A 24359-nucleotide genomic window follows, 5' to 3' on the forward strand; every position below is an offset into this window, starting at 1 on the left:
ACAACTGATAATATATAGAAAAAAGTGCAGAAAGGAGCCAATCATGAAAAATTTTATAAGGAAGGTTATTCTTTTATTTGTTTTAGCCACAGCGCTTTTTGTACCTGCAAATGTACAAGCTCACAGTCTTTTAAAGGTCGGAAATCAAGGATATGAGGTGTCAGAGCTTCAACAAAACTTAAAAGACATGGGTTTCTTTTATGGTCCTGTTACAGGGTTTTATGGTCCTCTTACACAGAGAGCTGTCATGGATTTTCAGTATAAATCCAATCTGTCTTCTGATGGTGTGGCAGGTCCAGCAACCTTTTTGATGCTAAATGAAGTTGAAAAAATGGCAAGAGTCGTTCATGGTGAAGCAAGAGGCGAGTCATACATAGGTAAAGTTGCAGTTGCCGCTGTTATTTTAAATCGAATTGATGATTCCGCATTCCCTGATAACGTGGGTGATGTGATTCATCAAACGAATGCTTTTACTGCTGTTCATGATGGACAATATAGTTTGAAGCCTAACAACTTTGCTTATCGCGCTGTATTCGATGCGATGCAAGGCTGGGACCCTACATACGGTTCCGTTTATTATTACAACCCTGACCTTGCGACGAACACCTGGATTTTTTCAAGACAATCTGTAACGAAGATCGGAAACCATCTGTTTGCCCGTTAACGACGAAACCTCCTTCTTTTATTATGAAGGAGGTTTGTTTATTATTTCACTAATACTCTTTGTTCGAGCTCACTCTTCTGTCTCAGATGATGACGAAAATGCATACCGATTAAGTCGTACCATTCTCGTGCGTTAAGCCATCCAAAGCCACCATGTTTTATTTTGTAGTTTGGATTTATAGTATCTACTTTTCCTTCCCAATCCTTCATCCTTTCAATGACTTGGTCGATTCTCCTTATTAGTTCTTCATTGGTTTCTGAATTATTTGGAGGAGCATTCATTTCATCAGGTAAACGAATTTTAATTGGCGGGAATCCTCCATTTCGAAATAATTTCTCACCAAATTCCGTCTTTCCGAACTTTTGCTCTTCGCATGCTGCTGCACAAGATTCTACCTGATCAAGATATTCATGAGCTACCAGGATCAAATGATCGTACATTTGACATAGTGACCAAACCCCAGCCTCAGGTATATGTCTCAGTTGCTCTATAGAATAGTTCTGAAGGTCACTTTTGTATGTTTCGATCAATTGAAGATCATCCATATAAACACCACCTTTAACGTTTTATAGTTAGTTCAAACTTCGCCGCAAAAAAGAAACCTCCTTCTAAATTTAGAAAGAGGTCCTTCATTGTTTATTGAAAGGTCTTGCTGACTTGAATGAATTCACGATAGCCTGAACGTGTTAAGTGATAATGAGAATCCAAGAGACCATCTCGAACTAAAGAATCAAGTGTTTCGGTTGGTATAACATCTATTACTGCATCTAGTCGTTGATTGAGATCTTCGAGAGAGGCATTTTTCAGTGTAACAGGATTCAGCATGCGAACGATTCCCTCAATTCTTGAATCTCTTTTTTGGAAAAGCTGAGGCGTTTTCTTGAAAACATTTTGAATGCGTTCTTTAAACTGGTTCAGTTCTTGTTTGGTGTTAAAGGATTCTGTTTCTTTTTCTCTGATTCTTTCATTAAAATATTTCATTTCTTCTTCGTTTAATTGAGCTCTAGTAAATAATTCATTGTAGATTTGTGTTTTATCCATTTCGATTTTTTCAAGCTCTTCTTCTTTAATGCGTTTTGTTTCAAAGATTTCTTCAGAGATTTCGTCTTCTTTTTCCTCGAGGGACTCTTCTTCCGTTTCCTCTGCTGCTACAACTGTTTCTGTTTCTTCCACTTTTTCTTCAAAAAGTTCAAGCTGTTTCTGCTCTGGCTCTGCCACTTCTTCCTCGGCTATTTGTACTTCGGGCTGCTGGATTGGTCTGCCCTTTGTATAAGCTTCCATCATCTTCTCCAGCTTGTTGATTTTATTGAAATAGATTAATGTAACCGCGATTGCAAATAACGAGCAAAACAATGAGATGAAATCCGAAAAACGGAAAACGAATGGGGCCGTTGCAATTTTGTAAAATAACAATAATGCGAAGCCTCCGATAATAATAATCTTGAGCCAGCTTTCACGGTTCTTGATCTCATCTGATTTCGGTTCTTGATTTTTATTTTTGTTTGATAGCATTGGAATACGTTTCATAATCTTACCTCTTTCGTAGAGATTGTCGTGCAGCTTTTTATTTTAAACGATAACTTTGGAAGTGAAAAGCGAAAACACTAAATCATCATATTGTTATCATTTCTTTATCAGAACAAAATTATCTCACTTTAGGACATATGTCCTTCCCAACATATGTGGATATGTTTTTTAATTAGATAAGAATTTAAATTGGGGAGTGAGACGATGAGAGGAATGATCTTTGCATTTTTAGCCGGGGGCTTTATCACGCTGCAAGGTGTAGCGAATTCCCGCATCAGTCATGACATTGGTCCTTGGCAAGCTGCGACAGTTACCCAGTTAACTGGCTTCCTGATGGCATTATTGATCGTCATGATCGTTCGAGACGGAAAGTGGAAAAGATTTAAAGGTGTAAGACCTTTATATCTAACTGGCGGTTCGTTTGCGGCTGTTGTTATTTATGGAAATATTTTTTCGATTCATAAGATCGGTGTTACCCTTTCCATTGCCGTTATCCTTATCGCACAGCTGGCCATTACCTTCTTAGTCGATGGGAGAGGCTGGTTCGGCGTAATAAAACAGAAGATGAGACTGCCGCAGTTCATAGGAATCGGAATGATGATCGCAGGCGTGGTGATTCTAAAGTTTTGATGATATGATTTTTGCAAATAAGTACTGAAAATTCATGGGGTGAATGACAGGAATGAAAGAGATTCAGGATCATAAACTGCTCGAGCATTATGTTCAAACACATGGAATTGAAAATATCTTTAACGATGAAGTGAAGCCTCATTTATCATTATTCAGCTTTGATCATGGTGAGTTGATCTGTTCTCAAGGGGATCCCGCTGATAGTTTGTATGTGCTTGTTAAAGGTAAGGTGAAGATTTTCACCACTTCCCCAGAAGGGAAAACGCTCATCCTTTCCTTTAAAAAGCCCCTGGATTCCATCGGTGATATTGAGTACGTGCAGCATGGGACCGAATTTATTAATACGGTGGAAGCTGTGTCAAATGTTCACATGATCGGTGTTCACCATCGATGGCTGAGGAAGTACGCGAGTGATCATACCCCTCTCCTAAAATTTTTGCTTGAAGTAATCACGCAAAAGTTTTTTATAAAATCCAGTTCGTTAAGCTTTAACCTTCTGTATCCGGTTGAAGTACGATTCGCCAGTTACCTTCTTTCCGTTTGTTTTGAAGAAAATGAAACTCTCGCGACTGGCCGATTAAGCACAGCGCATTTGATGGATGCAGCGAATCTAATCGGTACAAGCTACAGGCATTTGAACCGCGTCATTCAGCATCTTTCAAAAGATGGACTCATTGAACGTCATAAAGGTTTTATATTAGTGAAGGACAAAGATGGTTTAAGTGCGATCGCCGGTCACAATAACATCTATGAATAGAAAGGAGCGTTGTTATGTTCTTAGGATTGTTCTTTGCGGTCTTAGCCGGATTGCTGGTTGGTCTGCAAAACATTTTTAACGCCAAAGTTAATGAACAGGCAGGTACATGGGCCACGACTGCCTTGGTATTGGGTTTAGGGTTCTTGGCTTCCATGACGCTTGGTCTTGTTTTTGAAGGCAGCGGTCTATTTATGTTGGATAACATGAAAACATGGCACTGGTTCAGCGGCTTGATCGGAGTTGGCGTGGTCATTTGTCTCGTACAGGGAACTCGTTTGCTGGGACCTACCTATGCTATCGCAATTGTGCTTACCTCACAGCTTGGATTTGCTTTATTGTGGGACTCACTGGGTTGGTTTGGCTTAGAGAAGATTCCTTTTACGTTTCAGCAGCTGGTCGGTGTACTGGTGATTGCTGGAGGTGTAATCGTGTTTAAGTTTAGCAGCACGGAGAAGAAAGAGGTTGAACAGGTTCAAAAACCGTTGAAACAATATTCAGTGGGTAGATAAGCCGGCGGAAAGCGAGTCCTGCAGTGGTAATTAACCTCTTTCAAAAGCAACAAAGTTTAGGATAACAGCCTTTTATATAAATACATTAAGCAGCAAAGCACCTGCAAATGCGGTTAAGGAAAGAATGGTTTCCAGCACGGTCAACGTTTTGAAGGTTTCTATACGGTTAATCCAAGATATTCTTTTACCATCCAAAAGCCTGGATCGTTTACATGCGAAAACATCATTGATCCTGCACCTGTTGCAATAACTAGCAATTCCAAATTGACATCGGACATATGCTCAATGATCGGAGAAACAATTCCGGCAGCTGTTGTTAAAGCCACCGTTGCTGATCCTGTCGCAATTCGAATTAAGTTTGCAATAACAACGGCCATCACTAGCGGAGACAGGGATAGATTTTCAGACATGCTGCCCATTGTCTCACCGACACCACTTTCGATCAATATCTGTTTAAATCCTCCGCCTGCTCCGATAATTAATAGGATTGAACCTACAGGCAACAAGCTCTCCTCCGTGAATTTTGTAATAAGATCTCTTTCCATCCCTTTACGGAAGCCGAGAAAATAGTATGCTGCAAATACCGCAATTAATAATGCAATTACCGGATTTCCTATAAGTGCAAAGAATTTCTGCCAGCTTTCTGGAAGCTGTATATATGGTGCTATTGCAGCGAGAATCATAAGAATGACTGGCAGTAAAACAATGAAGAAAGACGCCATTGAGCTTGGCAGTTCTTTTGCATCAGTATCGATGCGGATTAATTCCGGCTCTTTTTCAGGAACAACGCGTTTGTACACCCATTTTGCAAACAAAGGACCTGCAATAACTGCAGCAACAAGTGCGATTACAAGAGAGTAAAGAAGAACCAACCCAAGATTGGCATCATATATGCTGATAGCAGCAAGTGCACCAGGACGCGGTGGAACAAGACCGTCCACGATAGTGCTAAGGCAATGGTAAGGCGGGATCAATAAAGAAGATCAAAACATTTGAAAGTGTATCGAATTGGATTCATTTAATAGGTTTATTCAGCAATAGCACCCTTTTCTTGAAGACTTGTATTGAGGTAATTCTTTTTAGCTGCCTTTAATTTAAGCATGTTAATTTATTTTAGAATAAATACAAGTATCAGTTAGCTTACTGCCATCTGCAGATAGATCCTCATTCCTTAAAGTACCTTCAAATATAAAACCAAGTTTTTCCGGTATTAAGCGACTTTTAAAGTTTCTTGATTCACATCTTATTTCAATTCTCTTAAACGCGAGGTAATTTAATCCGAAGTTAGCTAACTCCTTTACTGCTTCCGTCATATATCCATTACCGCTATATGTTGTATTAATCCAATAGCCCATTTCACATTTTGGAATGTTCCAGTCAATCCCATGAAGGCTCGTAGTTCCAATAAAGTTTTTCCCGCCACCTTTATCAAAGATAAGATAACGAAAACTTTCTCTTTTTAAAAAATTTATATGAGCATTCCTTAACAGGATCTCTGTTTCTTCAACAGTAGGAATTTCTTGAAAAAGTGACAACCACGCTTTTAATTCATAAAAGGAATCTCTAATTGCTTGGTTCACAATTTCTCCGTCTCCAGTTTGAAGTGGTGCTCGAAGAATTAGCCTTTCGGTTTCTAATTGTAAAGGAATATCTAATAACAAAGGGTTCATTTGATTTTCCCACTCCTTGATTATTTTAAATTAATAATGAAAGGCAGTAAGAGCATTTCTCCTTCTTAAAGAATTGCACCCGATCGTAATATAAGGTTAGCCAGAATTTCTGGTTGACCTTTTTTGTTGAATAACTGATTATCAGTTTGTGTAGTTTTTAATAATCTTAGAGAATAGTTTCATTCCTGTTTGATGTCCATAACTAAGATATCAAAGAGTTTATTGTCTATATAGACCAAAAAAGCCCATTTCCCCGATTCGTTTAGCAGCACATTTGATGGTATATGTGAATCAGCACCATTAACTTCACTACCGAATCCATCTTTTGTCCAGTAGTATTTTTTTGAATTTACATCGTATAACACTGGCTTTACAGTTGAAGATTTTTTGTTGTATCCCACAATAGTTAACTTACCCTCTTTGATGCCCCAGAAATGCCACATCCACTTATCTATTTTTTTCGTTTTTAGTTCGGGACCTATAATGCCAATTTTCATTTCGTTTCCAACCATATCACTTCGTGTTCCTGTGTTAAATGTAGTGGCAGTTTTGTCCCAATCAATTCTTTTTATATCAGATTCTTTAACAGTATTGGAGATTTCTAAAGGTAACGCTGTTTCTTTATAAACTTCTTTTTTACTAATTTCTGCCGATGAACACCCCATCAGAAATGCAATAGCAAGGATGAAGAAAAAGATACTTTTTTTCATAACCAGTTGCCCCTTTTCATAATATTTCACTGTAAAAACTGAGGTGATATACAACTTCTTTAATCCACAATCCCGCACTTTTCTTGAGTAACGGCAACCGCCTTATGTAGCAATCGCTCCCGATAGTTGAATAAGAAAATTTGCTTCTCTATGTAGAAGAGCTTTCCTTCTTTCCAATACTATGTCCTATAAAAATTCCAAAGATGAGCAAAAGAAGGGAATCTGTTTCGAAATCCTTTGTAAATAATCCCCAAAGCAACCAACAATAGCACCTAAAATTGCTAATAGTAAACCCTTCATAAATCCACATACTCAGTTTAATTTTAATTAGGCTAAGATTCTTGTTTTCTTGTTGAAACAAGTGTTTTAGCAGCAAGTCCAGCGATATAGGATAAGATTGTATAAAAAACTACCCACATCAAAAATGATGAATTGAACACTGTATAAGTAGCAATTAAAGAAACAGTAAATAATGCCCCTGGGATTAAATAAACATTTCGAGAAATTAAATAACCAAGTCCACCTAACATAATTGAAAGTAATGGGAAAGCGTAGATTACTAATCCTACCAATCCTTATTTAATCAACGCACCCGATTGTTGAATAAGCGAAAGAAAAAACCAACCTAAAAAAGCTGGTTTTTTTAAACTCAAATGGTTCTCCGTTATTGATTAACATTAAATTATTCAAGCTTCAGAATAAATTCTTCAACATCAATTCCTCGAGCGTTGGAAAAACCCTTATCCTCAGAGGTAATTCTAAACCCGCATTTTTCCAAGACCCGAATGGAGGAAATGTTGTCTTTGGCGGCACGAGCAAAAAGTGGGCGTATCTTGATATAATTCAGAAACTCAGATAACGCCTTAGTTGCAATCCCCTGACCCCAATATTCTTTTCCAATCCAATAACTGACTTCAGGTTCTCCGAACTGTTCAAAGTTCGAGATGTGACCAGAGACTTTCCCATTAAAAATGATAGTTTTAATGGTTATAGTCTCGTCGGCTATAATTTTTGTCCAGTGGTCCATAAATGTATCTTTATCCGATGGGTCCTTAGCTGTGAAGGCAGCGATATAGTTCGCGGTAGGATCGAGTTGTTGCTCGAAGAAGATAGGGATGTCTTCCTCTGTAACATCTCTCAGTTTCACTGAAGTGTTAATCATTTAAATCACACTCTCCCTAATATATAGTATTTAATTCGAGCACTTCTCCTTCCTAAAGAAACGCACCTGTTTGTTGAACATTTTTACTACTTTTATAGAATTTTCAAACCGTTACCTTAAGCCATTTAGCTATTATTTCTCTAAGTTTCTCTTCGTTTCTTATTACGTCACTTTTATTAGTAAACTTCATGATGGCTCTGTCTGGTGACACCCAATCCAATAAACCAGTAGTATCGACGAACAGCTGATCTTCATTACTACCCTCTTTTACCTTGACTCCACAATGAAAAATAAGACGAAAAAATCCTTTACCATGTAAATTAAAAGTTATTCTATCTTTATTTTGAATACTGTAGCTAGGTGCATTCCATTTAATCTTTTCCGTAAATTCACTATTTGTGCTTTTGATTATGTTTCGTACAGCTTCTATTTCCTCTTTTAGAGGATGATTAAGGTTATTCATAAATTTTTCTACCTTATCGGGTTCATGGGTCGTCATTAGCTCACCTCATTTTTTTACGAATACACATTTATCTATTTTCAATAAAAAGAGCATTTCTCCTTCCTGAAGAAATGCACCCGAATGTGGAATAAAATAGAAGTATTATATCTGAAATTATTTAACTTATTTTTCCCTCTACTACCTCTAACTCTATTATTTTAGGTTAAACATACCTTTTCCAGTTTGCATATCTATCGGCAATGATGAATGTTCGTGTGTTATGAGCCAAGACTCATTTACTTTTTTAAATCCAAATGTAAAACGGTTTGTCATTTGACGAAGTTTCTCTCCAGATTTTTCACTGTATGCAGCGTACGAAACAGCACAATGAACAAATGCAACATTAGTATTTTCCTCAATCGTTAAATCATTAAAATCTACTTTTAGTAAAATTTCGTCTTCACTTAAACTATTAAACCACTCTATCACATTTTCTCTCCATGAAGAAATACCCTTACACTCCCAGTTTCCCCAGCAATCATAAATATGTACATCAGCAGCATAAGTAGATAGGAACTTCTCAGCATCTTTTTCATAAACGGCACATTTGTAATTTTCAAGAACGTCCTGAACTATACTAATACCAATCGTCATAAAGTCATCTCCTTTATAAAAAGATAAGTTCGTTATTAATTTCCATATTCAATCCTTTTAAGGATACTGGTTTGATCACTGATGTGTTTATTAACATAATCTTCTTGTAGAAGTCCATAAATTGGCCCTTGGCATTTCGAATCATATGTCTGATCGTTCCTTCTTGCTCCATTCCAGCTTTACCCATCACTTTTCCAGAAGCCGGGTTGTCAGTGTTATATGCTGCAAAGATTTTGTGAATGTTCATATGTTGAAGCCGAATTCCACAATCGCCCTTAACGCTACGGTCACATACCCCCGTTTCAACCATTCATTTCCAATCTAATAACTTACCACACAGTTTCCGGTGGTTTTATCGAAGTCATACAAATCAATTTCACCAATAAATTCACCGTCAGCTTTTCGCTCAATAGCCCACCAACAAAATTCTTTATTGGCATAATCATTTACAATCTTTGCTACCTTCTCGATTGTTTCTGACACGGTCTTGTGTGCGGCGTTGACCCGATTATCAGATACTCGTTCGTCCTAAAGCCAGTGGTCGAAAACCTTTTGAGCATCTGATAGTTCTAGCCTTCTAAGGATCAAACATCAGTTTCTATTTTAGGCGTTCCTAAATAATCAATCACTCTTCCACCTTCTCATATAAATTTAAACTAATCTCATAGTAACTACATGCTCTTTTCAAAAAAAAGGGCACTTTTCCTTCTTGAAGATGCACCCGATTGTGGAAAAAAGGTCAGTTCTAAATCCTGTTCATAAACTCCAAATTAATACCCCCAAGTACCCCATCCACCTTGACTACCTTGACCTCCCCAAGGTGAAGGAAAAGCTTGACCTTGACCATATCCTTGACCACCCATGCCGCCTGGAAGACCACCTTGATGTCCGAATTGAGGAGGAATTGGACCAGTATAAGGAGTCCATCCAACTATATCCTCACTGCGAACGGTTGAATATATATTCTCTGCAGGAGTGTATATAATTAAATGTACTTTGTTCACATTTTGACTTATTTCAAAACCTGCAAGCATTGCTATGACCTGACCATAACCCTTAACATTGGTTGTTCCGTACTTGTTTGTATTAAAAATTTGGTATAATTCTTGACCACTCAATCTTGAACTTTGTAACACTAAAAGCAAACCTTTCTTAATTTACATTTTTTCTTTATAAGTATATGTGATGTCTTAAATTATGTATGGACAATTGTACAGGAAAACTTACGATTTACATTTCATAATTTACCTGAATCCTTAAACTATACTGTTTTCTTTTTTCACAAAATTAGATCCTTCATTCCTTTACCCCAATAAAAACGAATTGTGTAAAACATATATTCGAATCTTCAACTAACGCACCCTTTAGTGGAATAAGTCCTTACCATTTTTGCTATTTTTCTTCTTACCTTTACAAATTAGAAAAACAGCAATTATTCCTATTATTATGAGGACAAAAATTTTTATTACACCCTGTTGTCCGTCAAAAAATCCATTAAAAACACTTCTTACTTCATATTCTCCATCATTATAAGCCTTGATATATCGACCATTAGATTCTTCAATCGCTATTGCTTCATTAGGACTAATGCCTTTTATTGAATAATACTTAGTACCTTTTTCAAAGGTATTTGAGAAGTTACCAGGATATGATTTCATATCCGAATACTTAGTTACGTGACCAATTTCACTTTTGATTTCACTAACATATTCGTCACTAATAACATAAATATTATCCTCCCAAACTACAAATGAATAAGCCCAAGATGTTGCAAGTGACAGCGTTGGAAATATTAAAGTGCATATAAAAGAAACTAACATTACAAAAGATAGTAAATGTTTAATTTTAATATAAATCCCCCTCAGTAAAGTTAGTCGTTAAAAATCTTTCTCAGGTCACATTGTCTTATTCAACAATCCTGCACGTTTGTTCAATAAGTTCCATAAAAAAGTGCACTCTCCTTCCGAAGAAACGCATCCTTTTGTGGAAGATACTAAAAATGATATCTTTACGAAAGGTTTACTGATTCAAAATGTTCTACTATTGGAAATGGGTCATAAAAATGATGAAGCTGTTCTTTCCATGTTTGGTATTCTACTGATTGTCTAAAACCTACTGTATGATCTTCTAAACTTTCCCATTTAACTAAAAGTAAATACTTCCCTTTTACCTCCATACATCGTTGTAATTCGTGAGATATGTAGCCTTTCATTGATGAAATAATCTTTGAAGCATTATAAAAGGCTTCTTCATATTCCCCTTCCATTCCTTGTTTAACTTGTAGCATACAGCTTCCAATATCATGTAATCACTCCTTTTTTAAAGTATAACAACAATAAATTCGAATATTGCAAGTATAATTACATTAACTTGCCCCAACATAAAAAAGGCACATTTCTTACAGAAAAGCACCCGATTGTTGAAGAGAGATATTTTAAGTTATACCTATCAGTAATTTATGTTCTTCTAGTAATTCAATATTTCTTTTATTTAATGTGTAATTCTTTATTTGCTTTCCAATATTAGCATAAAGTTGCACATTTTCTAACTCGGATATCGGGACCCACTTAACACCAGTTTGATTAGGATCTGGTTTAAGAGGTTGCTTAGGAATAGAACTACTTTTCAGAGTGCAATCAAACATCATAACCAAGGTGTGAGTATCTCCGAACTTTTCCGAGTTAAGATGGGGTGCATACTCATATACAAAGGCTAATGGACCTACCTCTATATCTATACTTGCTTCTTCTTTTGCTTCTCTTATTACTGCTTCAACTATTGATTCGTTTGGTTCAGTTCCGCCTGCAGGTAAATCATAAACTACTCCTCTTTTTGGGTCGCTATATTCAGTTAATAAAATTTTATTGTTATCAATTATTATTGCACCAGCTCGTACCCTAATATGGTAAGACATTTCATTCAGTCCCCTTCTCAACTTATCTACTCTTTACTTCAATAAAAAAAATGCACTTCTCCTTCTTGAAGAAACGCACCCGATTGTTAAATAACTTATTATAAGAATGTTATTCCTTACTAACTTGTACCAAATCTTTTAGCTGATCTGACACGAGCACGCTCAGCTTCGACTTCACGATTGCGAGGTTCTGCACTGGTTTCCATAGTATCAAATAAATTCTTAGTAATCATTGCTACTTCATTAACTGCGTGATTAAACGCATCCTCGTTCGCCTTTGAGGGTTTGTTATATCCCGTTATTTTTCTGACGTACTGAATAGCTGCTGCATGAATCTCTTCATTGGTAGCTGGTGGGTCGAAATTAAATAATGTTCTAATGTTTCGGCACATAATTTCTCCTTTTTGTTTTCTTATTCTACATTCCATTCCACAAGGGATCCTTACAATCCTTTTCTACTTAAAAAGGAACTCTAATTTTTTTAGAACCAGAAAGTGTTCTAAACTACAACTAGGATGGTTTATATAAATGCTCCTGGTTGATAATCTTATTACTTTAAAGCTGTTTAAAAAGAATAATAGATAGAATAGGAGCAACCTTTATTGGGTTGCTCCTGGTTTATTTCTTATGCTATTATCAGCCGTCTTGATCTTCAACTAAAGCACCCGATTGTTGAATAAGCTAAATATGGCTCATTAATGTAGTCAACATATATGATTAATTACTAACTGAAAAATGCCATCATTAAGGTATCCCCACAACTTATTTATAATTTTTATTAGGAAGAAATCAATGTATCTAATTTCTTATTCAATTCTTTGCTCGTACCTGTAATGGGTAACCGGGTTTCAGGAGATTGTATTAATCCTTTTTTGTAAAGAATATACTTCAAAGGTGCTGGATTTGTCTCCTGAAACAGAAGAGTCGTAATCGGATATACCATTTTCCATACTTTCAATGCGTGATTATGATTATTTTCTTGGATCATTTTAAAGATATCCAAGAAGTCTCTTGTCGCTAAATGTGAAGAGGCTAATATTCCACCTGCCCCACCCAAAGTTAAGTGGTGGTAATAAGAAGCATCTTCGCCTGTTAGATTAGAAAAGTCTTCTATTGGATTCATAAGTAATTCTAAGGATTGTTTCAAGTTTCCGCCAGAATCTTTAATTCCTATAATATTCTTGCATTCTGCTAATTTATAAACAGTTTCATTATCTATATTCCGACCTGTTCGATAAGGGATGTTATAGATCATTATTTTCAAATCCGTTGCTTCTGAGATTTGTAAAAAATGATTGTAAATTCCGTCTTGGCTCGGTAGGTTGTAATAAGGGGAAACAGATAATATGCCTTCTACTTTATATTTTTCAACTACTTTTAACTGTTTGATTAACTTGTTTGTGTAATTTCCTCCATGCCCGACGAAAACGGGAATACGTCCGTTAACTACTTCAAGTGTTTTATCAAGTACCATTTCAAATTCATCTTCCTCAATCGCAGGACTTTCTCCTGTAGTAGCTAATGGGATTAATCCTGAAATCCCCTGGTTTACATAGTAATCAACTAATTTTGAATATGATTCCATATCGACCTTCCCATTGTGAAAAGGGGTTATAATCGGTAGCCAGACTCCTTCAATTTTCATAAAAATCTCTCCCTTAATTGCCTTACAAAAGTGTATGGTTCAATAATAAATATATTCAAGAGAAAATCTATGTATCCTTTAAATAAAAATAGTGGATTTTTTTCACCAGAATTGCTTTTAACTTTATTGAAAAAAATGCAACATCTGATGAAAAAGATGGTGCTTATTCAACAATCCTGCACGTTTGTGGAATAAGATCCACTCGTTATAACCTTATTCTTATTCGTTTTAGACCTGTTTAATCCTTTCGTAAGAATTCAGCACTATGTTTGCAGGGTTTTATAGTCAGTGTTATTTCATAAATCCATATATACCAATGAAATAATCGCAGCGAATAACGCTGCGATTTATATTGCTATTTATTATGCGATTTTGTGTTTTTCTCCCGGTTATTATATCGCAGTCTTGTTTTTCTTTACGTACATATCGTCTAATGAGATTACTCGTGAGAAATAAGGCAAAATATCTTTATTATGGGTGACAACGACGATTGTTTTCCCTTGTTCGTTCAACTGTTTCGAATATATAGTTGAAAAATTTTTCGTTGTTTCATTTTATATCTATAAATGGATGATTTCATGAGCCATTATCGGCATTTTTAAAGTGTGAAATTTAGTCTATGCGGGTATACAAAAAAACAAGGCCGCATGCAGCAGCCTTGTTTCTTTTTTTGTCCATCATATTATATTTTTTATTCGTAGCTTTTAGCTCCGATATATTTATCGCTCCAGTAAGAGCTATTAAGGTCATCTGATGTAACACCATTTGATGAAGATGCGTGCCAGAATTCGCCGTTACCAACGTATACACCAGCATGGCTTGGTCCGTCTCCTTCTAAGTTAAAGAACACGATGTCACCAACTGCCGGCTCATCTACACTAGTTCCTTCTGCATAGATTTCATCTACCGTTCTCGGCAAATCGATGTTTTCTGCTTCATCAAACACTTGATTTAAGTATCCGCTGCAGTCAAAGCCTTCTTCAGCTGTTTCTCCGCCCCACGTATATTTTGTTCCCTCATATTTTTTCGCTACTTCCACGATATTTGAATCGTTGCTTTCTCCATCAACACCCAACGCTTTAAATGTTTCATCTCCAGCGATTCCATCTACCGTAATTCCTTTAGCTTCTTGGAACTTTTTCACGGCATCCGTTGTGTAGTCGCCATAGTAAGTAGTTGTTTTGCTATACGAGAAATATCCTTTGTTGTCTAATATCTCTTGAAGTTCTTGTACGTCTGCATGAGTTGTTCCAGGTTCCAGAGTCTGATCTCCTACTGCTGCATGACCTGTCGCTGGATTGAATGCTACAACACCTGCTAATGCTAAACCTGCTGTTAGTTTCTTCAAACTGCCATCCCCTTTTTATTTGATACGCCGATCTCTTTTTGATCTGACCTGTCCCATACTAACAGGTGGAGATGACAGTGAGATTTTAGAGCAGTTACAGGGGAATAACAATTTGGGGCCAAATGTATGATAAATCACATATTGTAATATTGGAAGGAAATAGGTGCCAAATAAAGAAGATAAAAAGAAGTTGCGAGAAAAGGAGATTGATAAGATGCATAAACAAGTTCCGAGGATGAAGCAGCTTATTGCTGGTACGATTCTTTGAAAAGAGCTGTTCATAGAATTTTGTACGCAATCTCCTGATGTAGTGGAACTTCATAGAATTAGCGGCGAATATAATTACTTGTTAAAAATAGTTACAGAGTCTATGCAATCACTCGAAGATTTTATTAACGCAAGTGGAATACACGGTGATTCTACAACGCTCATCGTGCTGTCGTCACCAATTCCATTCAAAAATACAATTCCGATTGTGGAAGAAGAATAGGAGAATTCATGAAAAGAAAACGCGCCATTGTAACCGGAACTTCTAGGGGGTTTGGCATGCTGTGTGCAGTTGAACTCGCGATGGCCGGTTTTGAAGTGATCAGTACGGTGAGAAGTTTGGATAAAGCGGAGAATCTATTGCGTTTGGCGGATGAAAAAAGGGTGTCTGACTTCATTCAGCTGCAAACTCTCGATGTGACATCAGAGGAATCGGTTCGTTCATTTGCAGCGTACCTTTCAAAGTTTCCTAGTATTGATGTGCTCGTGAACAACGCAGGGTTTGCACTTGGCGGTTTTTGTGAAGAACTTTCGGTGGATGAATACCGGCTGCAGTTTGAGACGAACGTCTTTGGCGTGATCGCCGTGACACAAACTGTACTTCCAATAATGAGGAAAAACCGGACAGGCAGAATCATCAACATGAGCAGCATATCTGGAAAATTTGGTTTTCCGGGTTTATCTCCTTACACGGCATCAAAGCACGCACTTGAAGGTCTGAGTGAAAGCCTCCGATTGGAATTAAAACCGTTTGGCATAGATGTCGTGCTCTTAGAACCCGGTTCCTACCAGACAAACATCTGGTCTTCGATTGACAATACGACCATTCACAGAGACTCCCCTTACCACTTTTATATGGAGAGCCTTTTGAGCGAAATTGAGTCTGGCAAAACGAATCACGGTAACCCGCGTGATGTGGCACAGCTTGTTGTACAAATCGCCACACACAAAAAGACACCTAAACTGCGGTACCCCATCGGTAAAGGTATTAAAATAAGTCTTTTTATGAAGTCAATTATGCCTTGGAAACTTCTTGAGAGTGTAATCTTAAAAAAGCTGATTGATTTTAAAAAAAGGTAGTCATCTGACTGCCTTTTTAAAATGGTTTGTTATTTGAATTATTCCTGAAGTGTGCATTAAACTGACCCCGCAGCATCTCTTTGAGCATTCTCTTTACAACCGGTTTTGTTTCCTTGTTCATCTCCCGTCTAATTTCATTTGTCTGTACCCCCTCTTCCCTTTTATTCGCAATTTCAATGAGCTTTTCAATGTCAGAAAACGAATATCTTCGCGTTCCTTTCTCATTGCGATCAGGGAATATTAACTTTCGCTCTTCATAATACCGAATCTGTCTTAAAGATAATCCCGTAAGCTCCCTCACAATTCCTATTGAAATGACTTTTTTCTCTTTATACGATGTGCTTTCAGAAGACATTCCAGCCACTCCCTTTTTTTAAAAAAAGAGGTCCCCTTTTATTCCACTTTATCTCAACCCAACTGTTAATCAAGAAAACTGTGAGGTTATCTGACATATATTTTTTGAAAATTAAAAAACCTTGGTATATTTTCTGACAAGTTTGTAGATGAAAGTATTTCTGTTATTTACACTAGAGGAAATTAATGCGAGGTGGTTCAGATGCACAAGATATTTTGGCAGTTTACACTGATCTTCTCTTCTCTAGCCTTTGGAAATGCCATTGTATCTATCTTCCGACTGCCCCTTTCCGGAAGTATAGTAGGAATGCTCTTACTGTTTTTATCACTTCTTACCGGTATCATTCAGATTGAATGGGTGGAAAAAGCCGCTAATGTTCATCTGCAGCATATGACATTGCTTTTTATCCCGCCAGTTATTGGAGCTTTAGTGTACTTTCATAATATTCATATGAAAATCTGGAAGCTTGGCGTCGTCATAGCGGGGAGCAGCTTATGTATCATCGTCATCACAGGATATTCTGTGGAGTTTTACGAAAAATTGAAAAGGAGACTAAAACAATGATTGATACTATGTTAATCAGTACAGGAATTACCGTGTTTGCTTATCTTATCGGCTTAAAGATATTTCAAGCAGCAAATCGGAATGTTTGGTTAAACCCGCTCTATACTGTAACTGTGTTTCTGTTCATATTTCTTCCTTTCCTTCACTTAGACTATAAAACTTACGAAAACGGCAGCGGTTTGTTTTCCATACTCATGCAAACAGCGATTGTTTCTTTGGCAATTCCGCTGTATAAACAATGGCCGCTCATCAAAAAGAATTTCAAAAAAATTGGTACAGGTATTTTTATTGGAGGTGCGGCAGGTGTAGGTTCAACTTTATCTCTTGCCACTTTGTTCGGCATCAAAAAGGACATCATGGCGTCATTGCTTCCTAAAGCAGCCACATTGCCTGTCGCGCTTTCAGCATCTGGATCACTTGGCGGCGTGCCTGCGCTCACTGTTTTATTCGTTTTAACATCAGCTCTGTTTTCGTTTATCTGTGGTCCTAAAGTGTTAGAATGGCTAAATATAAAAAGCAAAGCAGCCAAAGGGCTCGCAATGGGTGCTTCAGCACAGGCGCTTGGCGCAAGCAAGTGCTTGCAATGGGGGGAAGAAGAAGGTGCTATGAGTGCAATCGCCATGATCACTACCGCCATCATTGTTTCATCCTTAATACCGTTCTATATGTTGTTTTCATAGAAATGCAGAAAAAGGACTGTCCCAAAAGTAAGTTAACTTATTTTTGGCAGTCCTCATTTATTATTTTTTAGTAAAAAAAGGATGACTTCAAAAGTTTTTTACTTTTGAGTCATCCTCTGATTTTTTTTCATAAACTTATTATTTCAAGTAATCTTCCAATGCTTGCTGAAGCGTGGCTTTCGTTTGTGCTTTACTTTCGAATGTTAACCCGATGCTCGTCACTTTGCGTACGATTTCTGGACGCAGGCCGGTGATTACACACTCACAGCCCATCATGTTCGCCCCTTCTATGACCTTCATCATATGTTCGATTACTTCAGTCTCCATTTGAGCGATACCAGATAGATCAATGACTAACGTTCCGATGCGAAGTCTGCAGATTTCCATCAGAACCTTCTCTTCAATCGTGTCCGTTCTATATGTATCAATACTTCCAATTAGAGGAAGGACACAAACTGTTGAAGTGATCGGAATAATTGGAACAGAGAGATTTTCAACGAGCGCTCGCTGTGATTCAATCAGCTTATCTTTGTACTCAGAATAACTCAAGAATAATCCGTTTAAAAACTTGTCAATGCGGTCGTTAATTTGTCTTTCAATATTAAAAAATCTGTCACTGTCTAAATCAATTTGATTTAATTCATCAAATTCTTGCAAGTATTTCCAGATAGTTCTGCGGATAGCTTGTACCCATTCAAGTTTGAATGCTAGCGTGAGGCTATGCGATGCCCACGAAACACCTTCGATTTTTGCAAATGCTTCTAATTCATCGTCTTTTCCCTGGATCGTGTACATCACAAGTTTATGAGCATTGGATAATAGATCGATATTACCAATCAGAAGGATTTCTTCAATTTTCCCACGAACATTTCGGGCTTCACTTAATAAAGACTCTTGGAACTCTTCTCTGTTATTTGTAAAATAATCAATATAATCCTTTTCCAAGGTTAAAGCCATAGTGTTCACTCCTGTTTTTGTTTTTGAAATTTCTACCTTCTATTGTACCATTTACTTAAAATAAAGAAAAAGAATTTGGAAGTTGAAAATTTTTCCTTGGTTAAGTAAGTATTTTGAAACCATTTTTCTCCCTGAAACGTAATTTATTTAGGTTAACGAAAATGATCTTAATTGGAGGAAATGAATATGAACAATCACGAAATTGATTATAAAATTTACGGAGATGACATGCAGTTTGTTGAGGTGGAGCTCGATCCAAAAGAAACGGTGATCGCAGAAGCAGGTGCGTTGATGATGATGGAAGACGGCATCGAGATGGAAACGATCTTTGGTGACGGTTCTTCCGGTGGGGGAAGCGGTTTGATGGGCAAGCTTTTCAGTGCCGGTAAACGTGTACTCACGGGTGAGAGTCTGTTCATGACAACTTTCACGAATGACGCCAATGGGAAGAAGCACGTCTCTTTCGCTTCTCCTTATCCTGGTAAAATCATCCCGATGGATCTGAGTGAGTTTGGCGGAAAAGTGATCTGTCAAAAAGATGCATTCTTGGCTGCGGCTAAAGGTGTTTCTGTAGGAATCGAGTTTCAGCGTAAGATCGGCGCTGGGTTCTTTGGTGGAGAAGGCTTCATTATGCAGAAGCTTGAAGGTGACGGCATGGCTTTCGTTCATGCTGGCGGAACGATTCACAAAAAAGAACTGGCACCCGGCGAAGTGCTCCGCGTCGATACAGGCTGCTTAGTTGCGATGACAAGCAGTGTCAATTACAACATCGAAATGGTAAAAGGCGTGAAAACGGCATTATTTGGCGGTGAAGGTTTATTCTTCGCGACATTAAGAGGACCAGGAACAGTATGGATCCAGTCCCTCCCATTCAGCCGATTGGCGAGCCGAGTATTCGCAGCTGCACCACACCGAGGCGGATCCAGTGACGAAGGCAGCTTAGCTAAAGGCGTGTTCGGCATGCTGAATGGTGATTGATTGGTAGATTATAAGTGGAGAAAGCTGCCTCGGATGACGAGTCAGCTTTTTTGTTGCCTATAAACTATTCTATGTTCTAAAATGCTGCAAAACTGTGCCCTTACCCTCACCATCTGCTACTACTTCTGCATAGGTACCATTTATAAATGTATTTTGCGGCGGCTGATGGCCGCAATCTATATCATAAATGACAGGCACTCCAAGGTCTTTTGCCAAATCCTGATACACATCTTCTGCTGTATAATTTTCCACAGGATCGTTTGCATCACTTCTGCCGAACAGAACTCCTGAACAGCCTTCAAACCACCCTGCTAGCTTCATATGTACCAGTGTTCTTCTCAAACCTGTTGTATTCATCTCACAATTTTCAAAGTACCACAGGATCGGTTCATCATTTATAAACTGCTTACGGAAAGTCTTCACATCACCAAAAGGGGTCCCTATCAAATGCCTGATGATATCAATACATCCGCCGAGCAAGCGGCCTTCTACCTTTTCTTTTGCCCCTGAGACTGTCTTCCAGCTCGTTTCTTCTGTCAGATGAAAGATATATGGGGTTGGGTTCGCATGGTCCCAAGCCTTTTGATATTTTGAGGATGAATGCTGAAGAACGGAATCTCCTTCTTTCGTTGACAGCACCTTCTCCCACATTGCTGTCGTTTCATCGGAGTATTCTCCTCTAACATCAACGAAGTTTGTTCCGTTCGCTGTCGCAATTCCTGTTTTCAGTGTAGTTGCAAGCATCAGTGCGCTTGTATCGGAATACCCGAGAATCCACTTCTTTTTGAGAGAAGTAAAATCTACATGCTCGATCATCTCAATGAGCAGTTCGCCGCCCCATGGAGGAATGATTATGTCTATAGAATCGTCTGCCATCATCTGGTTAAACTCTTCTGCTCTTACTTTCGCTGGTGCAGATTTCGCTTTCTCTTGTGTCCAGACAGTATCACCCACTGTTACTTGATAGCCCCTCTCCTCCATTTGATTACATGCCTGCTTGAACATATCGTGCAAAAATGAAGGGACACCTGAAGATGGTGCTGTTACACCGATCGTTGCATTATTTTTTAAAATTGGATATTTGATCATGTTTGCTCATCTCTCTTTTCATTTTCATTCGTTAACACCACTTAAATTTTGACAAATTAAATTTAGGCTGGCGTACAAGCTACTCATTCGAAGTGTACAACATATCCATATCATAGAGTCATCAGACAAGGAGGTGAATTGTACATGTATAACCATCCTTTTTACCATCAGAGCCATGATTCCCATTCGCATGAGGAACCTATGTATGTTGATCGTCCTGACGGAGAAGATGAAGAAGATGGACCTTTTGGACCGCCGCCGCAGCAATTTATCCAGCAGTCCCAAATTCCTCAACCCTTCTTCACTTCCTCCTTTCAACCACCTCAACTCCGTGCACGTTTGTGTGCTTGTTTAGGAAACTGGGGATTGTTAGGGTTAAGACGTCAAGGTCAGTTTGGCAGAGATTTCTGGTTCTTCCCAACAGTAATCCGCAGAAACAGCGTAACAGGGTTTATCTGGATTCGTGGACGCCGCCAGCGAGTTCGCTACGAATATTCCCAAATTAGGAACTTTATTTGTTTTGGATAAAAAAAAGCAGGCGCAATTCTCCTGCTTTTTTATTTTTGAGGAAGACTCAACTGCCAAGAAACACCGTATTGATCCTGCACCCAGCCGAATTTTTCATAGCCCGGAATCTCCCCTAGCTCCATGAGAACAGAGCCACCATGAGACAATTTTTCAAAAAGACCGCTTACCTCATCCAAAGAATCGCACGTAACAAAAAGCGAAATGGATGGAGTGAACGTAAAATCATGGTTGATCGGACTGTCGATACACATATACGTCTGTCCCTTCAGCGTAAATGTCGCATGAAGTACCTTTCCGTTTTCTTGATGAAGGACGTTCGTAATTTCTGAGTCATCGAATAAAGATATATAAAAGTTCATCGCCTCTTCTGCTTGTCCAGTAAACATGAGGAATGTAGTGATTTTTTGATTGCCAGCTGTCATATGTATCTTCTCCCTTGAAAAATATCGTCGTTTTATAAGATTCGATTTTCGAGGCATGAAGTCCTTTACAATTTATTATGAAGAGTTTTTACGGTACGTGATCTTATATCTATTACACGTACGCCCAATAACTAACTGTTTTCGCCCCAACTCATTGTGCTTACACCCGGTACACCTTTCGTTTCACCCTGAATATATGCAGGTTCGCCCCATGCACCTCCCGTTTCGCCCTTCAATCTTTATTAAAGCTAAAAATCAGCTTTGAAAAGCAAAAAAACTGCCTTCCTAAGAGCACGATGTGTACTTAAGAGACAGTTTTATTTGGATATTGTATGTTTTCTTTGGATTATGATTGCAACTGCGCCAATTAATGCTGCAATTGCTAAACTTACGTACAGCCCGGGCCGAATGGTGTGCTCGAACCACGTTCCTGTTACAGCCGCAAATATCAGTACGATCGCAATTACGGCGATTACTCTTGCCCACGCTTTTTGCTTAAGGATCTTCATAGCTGAGAAGATGATGAAAAGCCAATTGAATAAAAGAAGGATTCCTGCAGCTGTTGTAATATATTCGTATATCCTCCCTGGAAGAAGCAGAGCTGTAATAATGCTTGCTAATAATCCTGCGGCTCCCAATCCCATTGCTGCCATCGGAAGTTCTTTGTATTTAATCTTTTTCGCAAAAAACTTTGGAGCATCACCATCTTCTGCTAGAGACTGCAAAAGGTTCGTTACTCCGAATAAGGCAGCAGCCATCGCTGAAAATCCTGCTATAATAATTGCTCCATTAAAGACATGAGGAAAGAAAGATAGATGATATCGTTTCATTGCGGTTACGAAAGGACTTTCTTTATGATCGAAAACTTCCATACCTACCGTCGTTACGGCTAATCCAATAGAAAGTACATAAATAATTGTTAAAATCAAAAGCATGATACTACCGGCTTTTGCTGCATCTTCTGTCTTTTTTAGCTGCATCGCCATCATTCCGATTACTTCAATCCCGCCAAAAGCATAAAACGCATAGATCAGGGAAGACCAGAATCCTTTCAGCCCGCCTGCAAAATAACCATCGAAGTTATTTGGAATCGATAAATCATATGACTTGCCATCGACAATCCCAATGAGTCCTGCTATTGCCAAGATGATGAACATGACAATTGCAGCAACTTTTATAACAGCAAGCAGGTTTTCCACCTGGTCAAATCTCTCCGTTCCTGCCAACACAATGATAATGGCGAGAATGGCATAACCTGCCGCAAACACCCATAACGAGATTTGAGGAAACCAGAACTGCGAAAGGATCGAAAGTGCCGTGAGCTGACTGCCCATGATCAATATACTGGATACCCAATAATTCCACCCGCAGCTGAATCCTGCCCAACTACCAAAGGCTTGTGAAGCGTAATAACAAAATGATCCTTTTTGAGGATCTGCTGCTGTCATCTTAGCAAGAAGCTGGAACACGATGTATGTTCCGATTGCGGCTAATAAAAATGAAAAAACAATCGAAGGACCAGTCAGCTGGATTCCGATTGTCGAACCGAGAAAATAACCTGTCCCGATCGTACAGCCGACCCCTATTAATGAGAGCTGCCACCATGCCATTTTCTTGACTTCTGATTGATCCACTTTGGCCTGCACCGGCCCATTACAGTTAGAATTCTTCACAATAATAACCTCCTGCTGCTCACGTATTATTGTTCAGACTTAACCGGTCGAATATGCATACTCAAAAAGAAAAACAGCTCAAGGTCATCCTTGGGCTGTTTTAAAAAAACAAAAACGCAATCCCTTGATATCCGAAGTAAACACCAAAGCCGATCAATGATAATCCTGAAAGCTTAGAAATTGCTCCTAGGATTCGGTCAGCCAAGAGCTTTCGGAAACTGCTCGAAACAAGTGCCATCGTAAAATCCCAGGCTAATATTCCTGCAAATATTGCCCCGCTGTATAGCATCAAACTCTCAAAGCTGTACTTTACGGCTGTTTCCGCAAGTATAGAACCATATATTCCTAACCAAAATAAGATGGTAAGCGGATTTGTTAACGACATTAGAAATCCAGCAAAAAAACTTTTACCAGCATGTACCGTGTAGTTCTTTTCTCTGCTTATTTCTTGGGTCGCTCTTTTAAACGTCTCGATCCCTGTGTATACAAGAACAAAACAGCCGAACAGCCAAAGAAAAGATTTCATGAACGCTGTATCGATATATCTTACGAGTCCCATATAGACCATAAGCATGTACAGTCCATCCGCTATCGTCGCCCCGAGTCCGACCATCCATGCCTGCCAGAACCCATATTTAATTCCGCGATCCATCTGAGCCGCGTTGACTGGACCGATTGGTGCCGCAAGTGATATCCCTAATAAAACATATTTTAAAATAAGAAGCATTGGCGACCTCCACAATAAATTGGACAACTCTGCATGTCTTTATATTATTCATCTGGAGATTCAATCAGACCATAAATTCATTTTTACTAAAAAAGGAGAAACAGCCCTATGGAGCAAAACCTAGATCCTAAGATTCAAGAAGTGTTAGACCATGTGAAGCGAGCTGATGAAGCCATGATTGAAGCACAGGCAAACGCAGCACCGAATTGTTTTCAAACCGCTAAAATCTGGCTCGAAACCGCTCAGCAATCTCTGCATTCTGCTGGAGAAGGAACAACTGAGGAAGAGAAAAAGCAGCTTCTGCATGCGAAGGAATATTTGCGACACCTCCACGAAACACAAGCTGCTCTGCAAGAAACACGATATGACTGATAAAAAATCCCTCGTGACGTATACACGAGGGATTT

The 24359-nt window shown here is 38.4% G+C and carries 32 protein-coding genes and 2 pseudogenes; 11 read left to right on the forward strand and 23 right to left on the reverse strand.

The annotated features are described in order from the left end of the window. Positions 1-43: 43 nt before the first annotated feature. Entirely contained in the window at positions 44-664 is a 621-nt protein-coding gene (locus ACFW35_RS13805; RefSeq protein WP_379846499.1) for a cell wall hydrolase, read from the forward strand. A 41-nt stretch (positions 665-705) separates the two neighbouring features. Here the strand turns inward: ACFW35_RS13805 and ACFW35_RS13810 are convergent, their stop codons facing one another. Both ACFW35_RS13810 and ACFW35_RS13815 read right to left on the reverse strand, forming a co-directional pair. Beyond that, on the reverse strand, positions 706-1209 hold the full coding sequence (locus ACFW35_RS13810) for a DinB family protein (RefSeq protein ID WP_379846501.1): 504 nt from the start codon (positions 1207-1209) through the stop codon (positions 706-708). A gap of 91 nt (positions 1210-1300) precedes the next feature. Further along, positions 1301-2191 (reverse strand): hypothetical protein, encoded by an 891-nt coding sequence (locus tag ACFW35_RS13815; protein ID WP_379846502.1) that lies wholly within the window; start codon positions 2189-2191, stop codon positions 1301-1303. A 204-nt stretch (positions 2192-2395) separates the two neighbouring features. Between ACFW35_RS13815 and ACFW35_RS13820 the strand changes: the two genes are divergently transcribed. From ACFW35_RS13820 to ACFW35_RS13830, 3 genes are read left to right on the forward strand one after another with little or no spacing between them, the layout of a single operon-like run. Then, positions 2396-2821 (forward strand): DMT family transporter, encoded by a 426-nt coding sequence (locus tag ACFW35_RS13820; protein WP_379846504.1) that lies wholly within the window; start codon positions 2396-2398, stop codon positions 2819-2821. Positions 2822-2873: 52 nt separating this feature from the next. Continuing rightward, on the forward strand, positions 2874-3578 hold the full coding sequence (locus ACFW35_RS13825; protein ID WP_379846505.1) for a Crp/Fnr family transcriptional regulator: 705 nt from the start codon (positions 2874-2876) through the stop codon (positions 3576-3578). Positions 3579-3592: 14 nt separating this feature from the next. After that, a complete protein-coding gene (locus ACFW35_RS13830; protein ID WP_379846507.1) occupies positions 3593-4087 on the forward strand; it encodes a DMT family transporter in 495 nt (164 codons plus the stop codon). Between the two features lie 72 nt (positions 4088-4159). Here ACFW35_RS13830 and ACFW35_RS13835 read toward each other — a convergent pair. From ACFW35_RS13835 to ACFW35_RS13905, 15 genes and pseudogenes are all read right to left on the reverse strand, one after another. After that, positions 4160-5034: pseudogene (locus ACFW35_RS13835) on the reverse strand (gluconate:H+ symporter); the annotation flags it as partial. A gap of 156 nt (positions 5035-5190) precedes the next feature. Next, a complete protein-coding gene (locus ACFW35_RS13840; RefSeq protein WP_379846509.1) occupies positions 5191-5757 on the reverse strand; it encodes a GNAT family N-acetyltransferase in 567 nt (188 codons plus the stop codon). Between the two features lie 179 nt (positions 5758-5936). Next, positions 5937-6467 (reverse strand): DUF4871 domain-containing protein, encoded by a 531-nt coding sequence (locus tag ACFW35_RS13845; protein WP_379846510.1) that lies wholly within the window; start codon positions 6465-6467, stop codon positions 5937-5939. 332 nt (positions 6468-6799) lie between these two features. Further along, entirely contained in the window at positions 6800-7039 is a 240-nt protein-coding gene (locus ACFW35_RS13850; protein ID WP_379846512.1) for a DUF2651 family protein, read from the reverse strand. Between the two features lie 110 nt (positions 7040-7149). Then, positions 7150-7629, reverse strand: a complete 480-nt coding sequence (locus ACFW35_RS13855; protein WP_379846513.1) for a GNAT family N-acetyltransferase — start codon at positions 7627-7629, stop codon at positions 7150-7152. 103 nt (positions 7630-7732) lie between these two features. Then, entirely contained in the window at positions 7733-8128 is a 396-nt protein-coding gene (locus tag ACFW35_RS13860; protein ID WP_379846515.1) for a DUF1801 domain-containing protein, read from the reverse strand. Between the two features lie 156 nt (positions 8129-8284). Further along, entirely contained in the window at positions 8285-8725 is a 441-nt protein-coding gene (locus ACFW35_RS13865) for a YybH family protein (RefSeq protein ID WP_379846516.1), read from the reverse strand. A gap of 13 nt (positions 8726-8738) precedes the next feature. Next, positions 8739-8972 (reverse strand): GNAT family N-acetyltransferase, encoded by a 234-nt coding sequence (locus ACFW35_RS13870; protein ID WP_379846518.1) that lies wholly within the window; start codon positions 8970-8972, stop codon positions 8739-8741. Positions 8973-9495: 523 nt separating this feature from the next. Further along, complete coding sequence (locus tag ACFW35_RS13875; protein WP_379846519.1) at positions 9496-9861, reverse strand: hypothetical protein; 366 nt, start codon at positions 9859-9861, stop codon at positions 9496-9498. Between the two features lie 228 nt (positions 9862-10089). Further along, positions 10090-10545: a hypothetical protein gene (locus ACFW35_RS13880; RefSeq protein WP_379846521.1), complete on the reverse strand. Its 456-nt coding sequence runs from the start codon at positions 10543-10545 to the stop codon at positions 10090-10092. A 188-nt stretch (positions 10546-10733) separates the two neighbouring features. After that, positions 10734-11029, reverse strand: a pseudogene (locus ACFW35_RS13885) (antibiotic biosynthesis monooxygenase family protein). A 130-nt stretch (positions 11030-11159) separates the two neighbouring features. Next, a complete protein-coding gene (locus ACFW35_RS13890) occupies positions 11160-11639 on the reverse strand; it encodes an NUDIX domain-containing protein (protein WP_379846522.1) in 480 nt (159 codons plus the stop codon). A gap of 119 nt (positions 11640-11758) precedes the next feature. Next, positions 11759-12031: a DUF2277 domain-containing protein gene (locus ACFW35_RS13895; RefSeq protein WP_379847507.1), complete on the reverse strand. Its 273-nt coding sequence runs from the start codon at positions 12029-12031 to the stop codon at positions 11759-11761. A gap of 386 nt (positions 12032-12417) precedes the next feature. Further along, a complete protein-coding gene (dapA, locus tag ACFW35_RS13900) occupies positions 12418-13284 on the reverse strand; it encodes a 4-hydroxy-tetrahydrodipicolinate synthase (protein ID WP_379846524.1) in 867 nt (288 codons plus the stop codon). A gap of 691 nt (positions 13285-13975) precedes the next feature. Beyond that, positions 13976-14632: a C40 family peptidase gene (locus ACFW35_RS13905; protein WP_379833046.1), complete on the reverse strand. Its 657-nt coding sequence runs from the start codon at positions 14630-14632 to the stop codon at positions 13976-13978. 280 nt (positions 14633-14912) lie between these two features. Between ACFW35_RS13905 and ACFW35_RS13910 the strand changes: the two genes are divergently transcribed. Together ACFW35_RS13910 and ACFW35_RS13915 are read left to right on the forward strand one after the other, a co-directional pair. Beyond that, positions 14913-15122 carry an Lrp/AsnC ligand binding domain-containing protein gene (locus ACFW35_RS13910; RefSeq protein ID WP_379847509.1) on the forward strand — a complete coding sequence of 70 codons (210 nt, stop codon included), beginning with the start codon at positions 14913-14915 and terminating at the stop codon, positions 15120-15122. Positions 15123-15130: 8 nt separating this feature from the next. Beyond that, a complete protein-coding gene (locus ACFW35_RS13915) occupies positions 15131-15979 on the forward strand; it encodes an SDR family oxidoreductase (protein ID WP_379846525.1) in 849 nt (282 codons plus the stop codon). 16 nt (positions 15980-15995) lie between these two features. Here ACFW35_RS13915 and ACFW35_RS13920 read toward each other — a convergent pair whose 3' ends face one another. Continuing rightward, positions 15996-16334, reverse strand: coding sequence for a MerR family transcriptional regulator (locus ACFW35_RS13920; RefSeq protein ID WP_379846527.1), 339 nt, complete (start codon positions 16332-16334; stop codon positions 15996-15998). Positions 16335-16535: 201 nt separating this feature from the next. Between ACFW35_RS13920 and ACFW35_RS13925 the strand changes: the two genes are divergently transcribed. Together ACFW35_RS13925 and ACFW35_RS13930 are read left to right on the forward strand one after the other, a co-directional pair. Next, positions 16536-16898 carry a CidA/LrgA family protein gene (locus ACFW35_RS13925; protein ID WP_379846528.1) on the forward strand — a complete coding sequence of 121 codons (363 nt, stop codon included), beginning with the start codon at positions 16536-16538 and terminating at the stop codon, positions 16896-16898. Continuing rightward, positions 16895-17578 (forward strand): LrgB family protein, encoded by a 684-nt coding sequence (locus ACFW35_RS13930; RefSeq protein ID WP_379846530.1) that lies wholly within the window; start codon positions 16895-16897, stop codon positions 17576-17578. Before ACFW35_RS13925 ends, ACFW35_RS13930 begins: the two co-directional genes overlap by 4 nt. 138 nt (positions 17579-17716) lie before the next feature. Here ACFW35_RS13930 and ACFW35_RS13935 read toward each other — a convergent pair whose 3' ends face one another. After that, positions 17717-18535, reverse strand: coding sequence for an STAS domain-containing protein (locus ACFW35_RS13935; RefSeq protein ID WP_379846531.1), 819 nt, complete (start codon positions 18533-18535; stop codon positions 17717-17719). 186 nt (positions 18536-18721) lie between these two features. Between ACFW35_RS13935 and ACFW35_RS13940 the strand changes: the two genes are divergently transcribed. Further along, positions 18722-19513, forward strand: a complete 792-nt coding sequence (locus ACFW35_RS13940; RefSeq protein WP_379846533.1) for a TIGR00266 family protein — start codon at positions 18722-18724, stop codon at positions 19511-19513. A gap of 69 nt (positions 19514-19582) precedes the next feature. Here the strand turns inward: ACFW35_RS13940 and ACFW35_RS13945 are convergent, their stop codons facing one another. Beyond that, the gene (locus ACFW35_RS13945; RefSeq protein ID WP_379846534.1) at positions 19583-20602 is read right to left on the reverse strand and encodes a S66 family peptidase; all 1020 of its coding nucleotides are present in this window, start codon (positions 20600-20602) and stop codon (positions 19583-19585) included. Between the two features lie 144 nt (positions 20603-20746). Between ACFW35_RS13945 and ACFW35_RS13950 the strand changes: the two genes are divergently transcribed. Next, on the forward strand, positions 20747-21130 hold the full coding sequence (locus ACFW35_RS13950; RefSeq protein ID WP_379846536.1) for a hypothetical protein: 384 nt from the start codon (positions 20747-20749) through the stop codon (positions 21128-21130). Positions 21131-21159: 29 nt separating this feature from the next. Here ACFW35_RS13950 and ACFW35_RS13955 read toward each other — a convergent pair whose 3' ends face one another. The 3 genes from ACFW35_RS13955 to ACFW35_RS13965 form a co-directional block, all read right to left on the reverse strand. Further along, complete coding sequence (locus ACFW35_RS13955) at positions 21160-21552, reverse strand: VOC family protein (RefSeq protein WP_379846537.1); 393 nt, start codon at positions 21550-21552, stop codon at positions 21160-21162. 317 nt (positions 21553-21869) lie between these two features. Continuing rightward, on the reverse strand, positions 21870-23162 hold the full coding sequence (locus tag ACFW35_RS13960) for an amino acid permease (RefSeq protein WP_379847511.1): 1293 nt from the start codon (positions 23160-23162) through the stop codon (positions 21870-21872). A 163-nt stretch (positions 23163-23325) separates the two neighbouring features. Then, entirely contained in the window at positions 23326-23952 is a 627-nt protein-coding gene (locus ACFW35_RS13965) for a LysE family transporter (RefSeq protein WP_379846539.1), read from the reverse strand. Between the two features lie 108 nt (positions 23953-24060). Between ACFW35_RS13965 and ACFW35_RS13970 the strand changes: the two genes are divergently transcribed. Continuing rightward, positions 24061-24324 (forward strand): hypothetical protein, encoded by a 264-nt coding sequence (locus ACFW35_RS13970; RefSeq protein WP_379846540.1) that lies wholly within the window; start codon positions 24061-24063, stop codon positions 24322-24324. The last annotated feature ends 35 nt before the right edge of the window (positions 24325-24359 follow it).

This window comes from Fictibacillus sp. NPDC058756 (genome assembly GCF_042746035.1).
GTDB lineage: Bacteria > Bacillota > Bacilli > Bacillales > Fictibacillaceae > Fictibacillus.